The organism is Sphingobium abikonense NBRC 16140, from assembly GCF_001598335.1.
GTDB classification, from domain to species: Bacteria; Pseudomonadota; Alphaproteobacteria; order Sphingomonadales; family Sphingomonadaceae; genus Sphingobium; species Sphingobium abikonense.
The window spans coordinates 24,015-34,831 of sequence record NZ_BCYT01000024.1; the positions used below are offsets into that span (position 1 = coordinate 24,015).

Annotated in this window: 10 protein-coding genes; 7 read left to right on the forward strand and 3 right to left on the reverse strand. The window is 65.8% G+C overall.

Annotated elements, in window-relative coordinates:
• Positions 1 to 43: 43 nt before the first annotated feature.
• Complete coding sequence (lgt, locus tag SAB01S_RS16970; RefSeq protein ID WP_174525677.1) at positions 44 to 946, forward strand: prolipoprotein diacylglyceryl transferase; 903 nt, start codon at positions 44 to 46, stop codon at positions 944 to 946.
• Entirely contained in the window at positions 936 to 2,000 is a 1,065-nt protein-coding gene (locus SAB01S_RS16975) for a class I SAM-dependent methyltransferase (RefSeq protein WP_062734495.1), read from the forward strand. The genes lgt and SAB01S_RS16975 overlap by 11 nt, the downstream gene beginning before the upstream one ends.
• A 160-nt stretch (positions 2,001 to 2,160) precedes the next feature.
• Here SAB01S_RS16975 and SAB01S_RS16980 read toward each other — a convergent pair whose 3' ends face one another.
• Entirely contained in the window at positions 2,161 to 3,612 is a 1,452-nt protein-coding gene (locus SAB01S_RS16980; RefSeq protein ID WP_062734498.1) for a helicase HerA domain-containing protein, read from the reverse strand.
• 135 nt (positions 3,613 to 3,747) lie between these two features.
• Between SAB01S_RS16980 and SAB01S_RS16985 the strand changes: the two genes are divergently transcribed.
• Together SAB01S_RS16985 and ppc are read left to right on the forward strand one after the other, a co-directional pair.
• On the forward strand, positions 3,748 to 4,200 hold the full coding sequence (locus SAB01S_RS16985) for a c-type cytochrome (RefSeq protein ID WP_245646516.1): 453 nt from the start codon (positions 3,748 to 3,750) through the stop codon (positions 4,198 to 4,200).
• Between the two features lie 67 nt (positions 4,201 to 4,267).
• The gene (gene ppc / locus SAB01S_RS16990; RefSeq protein WP_174525678.1) at positions 4,268 to 6,967 is read left to right on the forward strand and encodes a phosphoenolpyruvate carboxylase; all 2,700 of its coding nucleotides are present in this window, start codon (positions 4,268 to 4,270) and stop codon (positions 6,965 to 6,967) included.
• A 39-nt stretch (positions 6,968 to 7,006) separates the two neighbouring features.
• On the opposite strand, the gene SAB01S_RS16995 is transcribed toward ppc, so the two are convergent.
• Positions 7,007 to 7,750: a hypothetical protein gene (locus SAB01S_RS16995; RefSeq protein WP_062734500.1), complete on the reverse strand. Its 744-nt coding sequence runs from the start codon at positions 7,748 to 7,750 to the stop codon at positions 7,007 to 7,009.
• A gap of 157 nt (positions 7,751 to 7,907) precedes the next feature.
• Between SAB01S_RS16995 and SAB01S_RS17000 the strand changes: the two genes are divergently transcribed.
• Positions 7,908 to 8,129 (forward strand): hypothetical protein, encoded by a 222-nt coding sequence (locus SAB01S_RS17000; RefSeq protein ID WP_062734502.1) that lies wholly within the window; start codon positions 7,908 to 7,910, stop codon positions 8,127 to 8,129.
• Positions 8,130 to 8,158: 29 nt separating this feature from the next.
• Positions 8,159 to 9,034: an EamA family transporter RarD gene (gene rarD, locus SAB01S_RS17005; RefSeq protein ID WP_439646693.1), complete on the forward strand. Its 876-nt coding sequence runs from the start codon at positions 8,159 to 8,161 to the stop codon at positions 9,032 to 9,034.
• A gap of 6 nt (positions 9,035 to 9,040) precedes the next feature.
• Here rarD and SAB01S_RS17010 read toward each other — a convergent pair whose 3' ends face one another.
• Positions 9,041 to 10,372, reverse strand: a complete 1,332-nt coding sequence (locus tag SAB01S_RS17010; RefSeq protein ID WP_062734506.1) for a dihydroorotase — start codon at positions 10,370 to 10,372, stop codon at positions 9,041 to 9,043.
• A gap of 70 nt (positions 10,373 to 10,442) precedes the next feature.
• Between SAB01S_RS17010 and SAB01S_RS17015 the strand changes: the two genes are divergently transcribed.
• On the forward strand, positions 10,443 to 10,817 hold a 375-nt coding region (locus SAB01S_RS17015), incomplete at its 3' end, for a YgfZ/GcvT domain-containing protein (RefSeq protein ID WP_369405248.1).

The following is a 10,817-nucleotide window of genomic DNA, read 5'->3' on the forward strand; positions in this document are numbered from 1 at the left end:
CGCCCTTTCCAGCAGCCTCTTGGTCTGGCGCGGCCCTTGCTCTATGGGGGCAGGCCTGTCCATTTTGAGGGAAGCCGATTTGATCCTGGACCTTGCCGCGGCCGCTTCGAGTGCCATCCACTTCAACGATCTGGGGCTTGATCCGGTCGCGCTCGACCTCGGCTTCTTTCAGCTGAAATGGTACAGCCTGGCCTATCTCGCCGGCATCCTGATCGGCTATTGGTATCTGCTGAGGCTTGTGGCCCAGCCCGGATCGCCCATGGCGCGCCGCCATGCCGACGACATGATCTTCTACGCGACGCTGGGCATCATCATCGGCGGCCGGCTGGCCTATGTGATCTTCTACCAGCCCGAAATCCTGGCCAATCCACTGGACATCTTCAAACTGTGGAATGGCGGCATGTCCTTCCATGGCGGCGCGGTCGGCGTGTCGCTCGGCATCCTATACATGGCGCACAAGGAAAAGCTCAGCTGGCTGCGCATCCACGATTATGTCGCCTGCGTCGTGCCCTTCGGCCTCTTCTTCGGCCGGCTCGCCAATTTCGTGAATGGCGAATTATGGGGCAAGGCGACCGACGTGCCCTGGGCGATCGTCTTTCCCACCGGCGGCGACGTGCCGCGCCATCCCAGCCAGCTGTATGAAGCAGGGCTGGAGGGCATCGTCCTGTTCCTGATCCTGGCCGTCGCCTTCTGGAAGACCAAGGCGCGCTACAAGCCCGGCATGCTGGTCGGCATCTTCCTGCTGGGCTATGGCTGTTTCCGCTTCGCCGTCGAGTATTTCCGCGAAGCCGATGCGCAGTTGATGGAGTTCGCCGCGCGCACGGGCCTGCATATGGGCCAGTGGCTGTGCATTCCGATGATTTTGGCCGGCCTCTATTTCATCCTGACCGCCAAGGGCCGTCGCCTGCGCGTCGAGCCTGTGGCGGGAAGCGCCAGTGTCGCCTGATCCGCTGCCGCTGGCCGACAGGCTGGCGCGGCAGATCGCTTCTGGCGGGCCGATTTCGGTCGCCCATTATATCGCCGAAGCCAACCAGCATTATTATGCCACCCGCGATCCCCTGGGCGCGGACGGCGATTTCACCACCGCACCGGAAATCAGTCAGATGTTCGGGGAGCTGGTCGGGCTGGCGCTGGCCGACATCTGGATGCGGTCGGGCCGTAGCGGCCAGGCCGCTTATGTGGAATTAGGCCCCGGACGCGGGACGCTGGCGTCCGATGCCCTGCGCGCGATGCAGCGCGCCGCCCTGACGCCGCCGGTCCATCTGGTCGAAACCAGCCAGGCGCTGCGCGGTCGCCAGCAGGCGCTGTTGCCGACCGCCACCCACCATGACACGATCGCCAGCCTGCCCGAACAAGGCCCGCTGCTGGTCGTCGCCAATGAATTTTTTGACGCGCTGCCGGTGCGACAATGCATCCGTGCGGGCGATGAATGGCGAGAGCGGGTGCTGCTGCCACGCGAAGAGCCGGGGCGTTTCATCGCGGTCGCGGGCTATCGCCGCATCGAATCAGGCCTGCCGCCGATCGCGGCGGATGCGCCCGATGGCGCGATCCTGGAATCGCCGATCGCCGGCGCGGAAATCGCCTATGCGCTGGCGCAGCGGATCGCGCGACAGGGCGGCGCGGCGATCATCATTGATTATGGCTATGAAGGGCCGGCGCTTGGCGACACGCTTCAGGCGGTAAGGGCGCATCAATTCGCCAATCCCTTCGCCGATCCGGGTGAGGTGGACCTCACCACCCATGTCGATTTCACCATGCTCGGCAATATGGCCCGGCAGGCGGGGCTGCGCGTGCATGGCCCGGTGGGCCAGGGCAGCTTTTTGCGACAGCTGGGCATAGACGCCCGCGCCGCGCAACTCGCCGCGCATGCGCCCGCCCGCGCGCCGGAGGTGCGGGACGCAGCGCATCGCCTGACCCATGACGACGCGATGGGCACGCTGTTCAAGGCGATGGCGTGGACGCACCCGGACTGGGCCGACCCGGCGGGATTTGATCGTTAGAAAGAGTCACGCACTGATGGCAGGGCCGGCCCTCATCCTTAATTGACGGGGTTTGTCAGAAAATTTCAGAGCCATTCTGTCGCAAGGATGGGCAGTGGCCCGCCATGAGGATGCGTCATTGGCTGCTGGCCAAGACCCGTTCGCCGCCATCGGCCTATCGTCACCCCTCCGCGGCGGCGGTCGACAGGCCCAGACCCGGCAGGCCGATCGAGCGCTTGCCCGAAAAATCGGTGCGCGCGACGATGACGCCCAGTTTCTCCATATAGTCGATCAGCCGGCGCACCCGTCCGGGCGAACTGGTGCCATAGGCGCGGGCCAGCGCGCCGTCGTCGGGGCAGGGCTGCCCGTCGATCGCCGCGCGCGCGATCAGCAGGAAAGGGGCCAGCATATCCTCTGGCACCGGCTCTGATGCGCGGATGGCGTCCTGCCAGCGCGGATCGTCGCCATCGGCCATGCCTGCCTGCGCCATGGCAAAGCGCTTGCGAAAGGCCGGCAGGTCGAGCGGCGATTTTTTGATGCCCTTCATCCGGCAGCGGACGCCAAAGTCCTGATACAGGCTGGCGACGCCGGGCGTGGCATCGCCCAGATCCGCGACCATTTCCTCCAGCACCGCGATCACGACCGGCTCATTTTCGCCAAAATCCAGTTCGGGCGCGGCGGGCTTGGCCTGTGGCGCGTCGGCCAGCGCGCGCATTATCTCCTCGGCCGGGCGGGGCGGGGGGTCGGCGCGCGGCGGCGGCGCGGGCAGCGCATCGGCTTCGGCCCTGGCGAACAGCAGCTCCTGGAAATCCTCCGTCGCGGCGACCGGCGGCGGCATCAGCTTGTGGACGCCGCCCCGCGATCCGGTCTTCACCGCGCCGATCTTCACATTGACGGGTCGCCGCGCGATCGCGGGGCCAAGGCCCAGGAAGCGGCCGCGCTCCAAATCGCGAATCTGCTCCGCCTGCCGCCGCTCCATGCCCAGCAGGTCGGCCGCGCGCGCCATGTCGATATCCAGAAAGGTGCGCCCCATCAGGAAGTTCGACGCTTCCGCCGCCACATTCTTGGCGAGCTTCGCCAGCCGCTGCGTCGCAATCACGCCCGCCAGGCCGCGCTTGCGCCCCCGGCACATCAGGTTGGTCATGGCGGCCAGCGACAAGCGGCGCGCCTCGTCCGACACGTCGCCCGCCGCGACTGGCGCGAACATCTGCGCTTCGTCCACCACGACCAGCGCGGGATACCAATGGTCGCGCGGCGCGTCGAACAGGGTCGACAGGAAAGTGGCGGCGCATTTCATCTGCGCCTCCAGCTCCAGCGAATCGAGGCTCAGCACCACCGAGGCGCGATGTTCGCGGATGCGGCTCGCCATGGTGACGATCTCGCGCTCATTATAGTCACCCGCGTCGATCACGACGTGGCCATATTGGTCTGCCAGCGTGACGAAATCGCCCTCGGGGTCGATCACCACCTGCTGCACCATGGCGGCGCTTTCCTCCAGCAACCGGCGCAGGAGGTGCGATTTTCCCGACCCGGAATTGCCCTGGACGAGCAGGCGGGTGGCGAGCAATTCCTCCACATCGACCAGCACGTCCTTGCCGTGATGATCGGTTCCTATGCTGATGCTGGCGGTCACGGAAGCGTCTTTGGCCCAAGCGGAGGGACTAGTGCAAGGGTTAGCACAAGGCGTGAGCGCAAAGGGGGGAGGACAGCCTGTCCCTTGTCCAGCCCGTCCCTTCACCATTAGGGTCAGCCACGAAGGAGCGACGGCATGCGTTACGGTGCGATGAGAATGGCCTTGATCCTGACGCTGGTCCCGACACTGGCCTTGGCGGGATGCGCGGACGACCGCCGGGCGGAAAGGCTGGCCGCCGCCGGCCCCGATCCTTCGCTCGATGCGCTTTTGACCGTGGCCGATGCCAATGCCGGCGCACGCAAATTCGCGGCCTGCGCCGCCTGCCACAAGGCGACGAAAGGCTCCCCCGACATGGGCGGACCCAATCTCTACGGCGTCTATGGCCGGCCGATGGCGCAGCAGAGCGCGCGCTACAGCTATACCGCCGCCCTGCGCGACGCCGGCGGCCGCTGGGACGCAAGGACGCTCGATGCCTGGATCGCCCATCCGCAAAAGGTCGTGCCGGGCACCAAGATGATCTATCCCGGCGTCGCCGACCCGCTCGACCGCGCCGACATCATCGCTTTCTTGAGGCGTCAGGCCGATTGACCGGCGCAGGCGGGGAAAGCCTCCATCCGCCTTGACGACTCCCATGCCGCAGTGCAGCATATCGTCCATGGAGAGCCACGCACAGCAAACCGCCCCTGCGATCACGCAGAATCCCGATATCCGCTATCTCGGGCGGCTGCTGGGTGACGTCATTCGCGCCTATGGCGGGGAAAAACTCTATCAGCAGACCGAATATATCCGCTCCGCCTCGGTCGATCGCGCGCGAGGGCTTCACGGCGCGGACCTTACCGACACCGGGCTGGATGCGCTCAGCCTCGATGATACGCTGAATTTCACGCGCGGCTTCATGCTGTTTTCGATGCTCGCCAATCTGGCGGAGGATCGCCAGGGTGTCGCGGCCGAACCGGGCGCCGATGTCGCCTCCGCGCTCCAGCGTCTTGAATCGCAGGGCGTGGGGCGCGACGCGGTGCTCGACCTTCTGGCACACAGCCTGATCGTGCCGGTGCTGACCGCCCACCCGACCGAGGTGCGGCGCAAGAGCATGATCGACCACAAGAACCGCATCGCCGACCTGATGCACCTCAAAGACGCGGGGCGCACGGAAACGGCGGACGGGGAAAATCTGGACGAAGCTATCTTTCGCCAGATCGCGCTCCTGTGGCAGACACGCCCGCTGCGCCGCGAAAAGCTGTTCGTTGCCGACGAAATCGAAAATGTCCTCGCTTATTTTCGGGACAGCTTCCTGCCCGTGCTGCCCGCGCTCTATGCCCGGTGGGAACGGGTGCTGGGGGCGCGGCCGCAAAGTTTCCTGCGCGTGGGCAGCTGGATCGGCGGCGATCGCGACGGCAATCCCTTCGTTCAGGCGCCCCAGCTGCAATATGCGTTGAAGCGCGGCGCGGCGGCGGCGATCGCTTATTATCTGGACGGCGTCCATGCGCTTGGCGCTGAATTGTCGCTGTCGACTGAACTTGCCCATGTGCCCCAGGCGGTGCTGGATCTGGCCGACGCCAGCGGCGATGACGCGCTCAGCCGCAAGGATGAACCCTATCGCCGTGCGCTCAGCGGCATCTATGCGCGCCTTGCCGCGACCTGCGTGTCGCTGACCGGGGGCCAACCGGCGCGGCCATCGGCGCTCAAGGGCGAACCCTATGCCAGCCCGGCCGACTTGCGCCATGATCTGGTCGTCGTCGCGCAGGGGCTGGCGAGCGAAGGTAATGGCGCGCTGGCGAGTGGCGGCGCGCTCGGCCGCCTCATCCGCGCGGTCGAAACCTTCGGCTTCCACCTCGCGACACTCGACATGCGCCAGAACAGCGCCGTGCACGAACGCGTCGTTTCCGAACTGCTCAAGGTCGCGGGCGTGGAGGCGGATTATCTCGCACTCGACGAATATGCGCGCATCGCGCTGTTGCGCCGCGAACTTGCCAACAACCGCCCGCTCGGATCGCGCTTTTCCGCCTATTCCGATGAAACGGCGTCGGAACTGGCGATCGTCCATGCCGCCGCCGAAGCACACCGCCTCTACGGGCCGCAATGCATCACCCATTATATCATTTCCATGGCGCAGAGCGTGTCCGACCTGCTGGAAGTGAACATCCTGCTCAAGGAAGCGGGGCTGTGGCGGGTGGGCGACAATGGCGATCCGCCGCACGCCGCGATCATGGCGATCCCGCTGTTCGAAACCATCGGCGATCTTGATGCCGCGCCCAAGATCATGTCCGCCTATTTCGGACTGCCCGAAATCGCCGGCGTGGTGAAGGCACGGGGCCATCAGGAAGTGATGATCGGCTATTCCGACAGCAACAAGGATGGCGGTTATATCACCTCGACCTGGGGCCTCTACAAGGCGAGCAAGGCGCTGGAGCCGGTCTTTGCGGAGGCGGGCGCGGCGATGCAGCTGTTCCACGGCCGGGGCGGGGCGGTCGGACGCGGCGGCGGCTCTGCCTTTGCCGCGATCCAGGCCCAGCCCAAGGGCAGCGTGCAGGGCCGTATCCGCATCACGGAACAGGGCGAGGTGATCGCCGCCAAATTTGGCACGCGCGACGTCGCCATGACCAATTTGGAAGCAACGACCAGCGCCACCCTGCTCGCCAGCCTGGAACCGGAAGGCATTTCGGAGCGCGACGCCACGCGCTTTGCCGGAGCGATGGATGAGTTGTCGAACAGCGCCTTCGCCGCCTATCGCGATCTGGTCTACGGCACCGATGGATTCCGGGATTTCTTCCGCCAGTTGACGCCAATTCAGGAAATTGCCGGGCTGAAGATCGGATCGCGCCCGGCCAGCCGCAAGAAAAGCAGCCGGATCGAGGATCTGCGCGCCATCCCCTGGGTGTTCAGCTGGGCGCAGGCGCGCGTCATGCTGCCGGGCTGGTATGGCGTGGGCCAGGCGCTCGCCGGGTTCGAGGACAAGGCGCTGCTGGCCGACATGGCGCAGCATTGGTCCTTCCTCAAATCCGCGCTTGCCAATATGGAAATGGTGCTGGCCAAATCGGACCTGGGCATCGCCGCGCGCTACCTGCCGCTGGTGGAGGATCAGGGACTGGCCGACAGCATTTTCGGCCGCATCCGCGAAGGCTGGCAGGCGGCGCATGACGGCCTGTTGCAGGCGACGGGCCAGAGCCGGCTTCTGGGAAAGAACCCGTCGCTCGAAACCTCGATCCGCCTGCGCCTGCCCTATATCGAGCCGCTCAACCTGTTGCAGGTCGAACTGTTGAAGCGTCATCGTGCGGGCGAGGATGACCCGCGCATCAAGGAAGGGATCGAATTGTCGATCAACGCCATCGCCACGGCCCTGCGTAACAGCGGCTGACGGACGCGCGGCGGCAGGACGCGATGCGGCCGGGGGCCTTTAGCGCCCCTGGTCCGCGATGATGTCGACGCTGGTGCGGCCGCCCGGCGCATCGGTGAACAGGATGAAATAGGCCGCGCCATCAGACGCGCGGGTGCCACCCAGCACATGGTCGCCGCCCATGATCTTGTGCTCGCCATCATATCCGGCGCGGCGGGCAAGCGTGTAATAATAGTCCATCACCCCCTGACGCGGCACCGGCGTCACGAAGCTTGCCGCGCGCAACGTGCAGCCGTCGGCCTGCGCGCCCGCCGCCTCCATCAGCTGCGCGCCGGGATAGAGGGGGAAGCCCTCGGGCAGGCGCTGCGCCCATTCCATGCCGTAATTCAGCTTCTTGGCGCAGTTGGCATTGCCGCCCTTGGCCGCCGCCTGCTCGCGCGCCACCGCGCCCAACGTGACGGTCGACGCCATCGCTTCGCCCGTGGTCGGGGCGGGGGCCGACAGCAATTTGCCGCCTGCCTGTCGCACGGCCTGCGCCTGCGCCTTGGCTGCGTCCCCGCTCATCACCGGCACCGCGCCACTGGCGGGCTTGTCGGCGGGGCGTACCGCATCGCGATTGGCCTGCCCCACAAGCTGCGGATCGACCAGGATCGGATCGTTGAGCGCCCCCTTCATCGCCGGGTCAGCCGCATTATTGGTCAGCTGCGCGTCCAGCGCGGCCAGTTCGCCCTCCTTGTCCTTCTTGTTGCAGGCGGCGAGCGCCAGCAGCAGCGATGCGGCGCATACGGATCGAAACAGGGCCATTCTTCACTCCTTTGTAAATGAGCGATGAAGAGGGAAGGTTAAATCTTCGTTAGGACTTTTGGTGAATCTGCCGGTTTTTTTGCTCGAAGGCCAGTTTCGAATGACTGGCCCCGGTCCCTGTCTTGCTCTGGCACAGCTTCGACGGCATGTGTTCACGATGCTCAATCTTCTGTCAGGCCTTATTGGCCTTGTCACCCTCATCCTCATGATCCCGGCGGTGCTTCCGCTGCTGGGCGCGCTCAACTGGATATTGGTGCCGATCGCGCTGTTCGGCGCCTTCATCGGCCTGATGTCATCAAAGAAGAGCGGCCAATATTTCTGCCTGATCGTCGCGGCTTTCGGCGCGCTGCGCCTGTTCCTTGGCGGAGGCATTGTCTGACGCAGGCCCATGCCGAAACGCGGCGCGGCCTGCTGGCCGCGACCGCTGCTTACGGGCTGTGGGGATTGCTGCCGCTGTTCTTCCGGCTGCTCCATCATGTCGATCCCACGGAAATCGTGACGCAGCGGATCCTCTGGTCGCTGCTCCTGATCGTGCCGATCCTTGCCTGGCGGGGCACATTGCCGATGTTCCGCGCCGCCTTTCGCAATAGCCGGTTGGTCGCGGCGCTTGCCGGATCGGCGCTGATGATCGGGATCAACTGGCTGACCTATGTCTGGGCCGTCAACGATAATCACGTCGTCGCCGCCAGCCTTGGCTATTTCCTCAATCCGCTGGTAAACGTCCTGCTCGGCGTGCTCGTGCTCAAGGAACGGCTGCGCCGGCCCCAGCTGCTCGCCATCGCTCTTGCCGCCATCGGCGTCGCCATCCTGGCCGCTTCGGCGCTTACGACGCTCTGGATCAGCCTGACCCTGGCCTTCAGCTTCGCCTTCTACGGCCTGCTGCGCAAGCTGACGCCGGTCGCGCCGATGACGGGGCTGGGCGTCGAAACCGCGCTGCTGGCGCCGCTCGCCATCGCTTATCTGATCTGGGAAGCGGGCCATGGCGCCATCGGTTTCGGGCAGGATATGTCCACCAGCGTCCTGCTCATCCTGTCGGGCGGCGTCACCACCGTGCCATTGGTGCTGTTCGCCACCGCCGCGCAACGCCTGCCGATGGCCACGCTGGGGCTGATGCAGTATATCGCCCCGACGCTGCAATTTCTGTGCGGCGTCCTGCTGTTGGGCGAAACGCTGAGCATCGGTCAGATGCTGAGTTTTGGCCTCATCTGGGTCGGCCTTATCCTCTTTGCCGGCGACAGCATCGCCACCGCCCGGCGCAACCGGACGGCGGTGGCGGCCGCCTGACCCGGTTCAGCTATATTCGGTCGCCTCGAACCGCACCGGCTCGCCAATCGCGACATTGGCCAGCGCATCCTCCCACATCACGCGATTGCCCCGGATGATGGTGCCGACCGCCTTGCCGGTCAGCCTATCGCCGTCGAAGGGCGACCAGTCGCAGCGCGACGCCAGCCAGTCCCTGTCCACCGTCCATTGTTTCTTGAGGTCGACGACGGTGAAATCGGCGTCATAGCCGACGGCGATCCGCCCCTTGCCCACCAGCCCGAACACACGCTGCGGTCCCGACGACGTCAGTTCGATGAAGCGGCGCAGCGTCAGCCGACCTTGCGCCACATGGTTGAGCAGCAGCGGGATGAGCGTCTGCACCCCCGGCATCCCGCTGGGGCTGGCGGGATAGGGCTTGGCCTTTTCCTCGATCGTGTGCGGCGCGTGGTCGCTGCCCAGCACGTCGGGCACCCCCTGGTTGAGCCAGAACCACAGGCCGTCGCGATGGGCGGCGCTGCGGATCGGCGGGTTCATCTGCGCATAGGTGCCCAGCCGCGGATAGGCGTCCTCGGCCGCCAGCGTCAGATGCTGCGGCGTCACCTCGCAGGTGGCGATATCCTTGTTCTGGCCGATATATTCCAGCTCGGCCGGCGTCGTCACATGCAAGATATGGATGCGCCGCCGCGCCTTGCGGGCCAGCGCGATGATCCGCTTCGTGGCGATCATCGCGCTTTCATCGTCGCGCCAGACGGGGTGCGAGGACGGGTCGCCTTCTTGCCTGTAGTCCTTGCGTGCGTTCATCCGCGCCTCGTCCTCGGCATGGATGGCGACGCGGCGCGTGCCGCTCGCCAGTACGCGCGACAATGCATCGTCATCGTCCACCAGCAGGCTGCCGGTCGACGCACCCATGAAGATCTTGACCCCCGACGTGCCGGGAATGCGCTCCAGCTCCTTCAACTGCTCGGCATTGTCGGCGGTCGCCCCCACGTAAAAGGCATGGTCGCACCACATGCGATGATGCGCGCGCTTCAGCTTGTCGTGCACCCGCTCGGCCGTGTCGGTATTGGGATTGGTGTTGGGCATTTCGAACAGGGCTGTAATGCCCCCCATCACCGCGGCGCGGCTACCCGATTCCAGATCCTCCTTATGCTCCAGCCCCGGTTCGCGGAAATGGACCTGGCTGTCGATGCAGCCGGGCAGCACGTCCAGGCCCGTGCAGTCGATCACCTCGCCCGCATCGCCCAAATTGGCGCCGATCGCCGCCACCTTGCCGCCGCGCACGCCCACATCGACCTGCTCCGCGCCGCCGGGCGTATGGACCGTGCCGTTCTTCAGGATCATGTCGAAAGTCTGGGTCATGGCAAATTCCTGTCTGCTCTGGCCGCGCGAACGGCTTGGCTTCGTCCTGTCGCCGTCCTACCTAAAGCCGATGACCGGCACCACCCTCACTGACCGCGCGCTCCTCAGAATTTCGGGGGAGGAGGCGCGCTCTTTCCTCCAGGGCCTGCTCACGCGCGACGTTCTGACCTTGCAGCCGGACCATCCACGCTGGACCGGGCTGCTGACGCCGCAGGGAAAGGCGCTGTTCGACTTCATCCTGTGGGGGGATGGCGACGACGTGCTGATCGATTGCGAGGCTGCGCAGGCCGATGCCCTCGCGAAACGCCTCACCCTCTATCGCCTGCGCCGCAAGGTAACGATCGCGCGCGAAGCGGCCCTAGCGGTCCATTGCTCGCTGGAAGCGGCGGACAAGCCGCATGATCCCCGCCTGCCGGCGCTCGGCCATCGCTGGCTCGCGCCGGCC

What these genes read in the sequence shown, in the direction of transcription:
- lgt (WP_174525677.1), top strand. Translation starts at nt 44, where the DNA reads ATGGGGGCAGGCCTGTCCATTTTGAGGGAAGCCGATTTGATCCTGGAC.
- SAB01S_RS16985 (WP_245646516.1), top strand. Translation starts at nt 3,748, where the DNA reads ATGCGTTACGGTGCGATGAGAATGGCCTTGATCCTGACGCTGGTCCCG.
- ppc (WP_174525678.1), top strand. Translation starts at nt 4,268, where the DNA reads ATGGAGAGCCACGCACAGCAAACCGCCCCTGCGATCACGCAGAATCCC.
- SAB01S_RS16995 (WP_062734500.1), bottom strand. Translation starts at nt 7,750, where the DNA reads ATGGCCCTGTTTCGATCCGTATGCGCCGCATCGCTGCTGCTGGCGCTC.
- SAB01S_RS17000 (WP_062734502.1), top strand. Translation starts at nt 7,908, where the DNA reads ATGCTCAATCTTCTGTCAGGCCTTATTGGCCTTGTCACCCTCATCCTC.
- SAB01S_RS17010 (WP_062734506.1), bottom strand. Translation starts at nt 10,372, where the DNA reads ATGACCCAGACTTTCGACATGATCCTGAAGAACGGCACGGTCCATACG.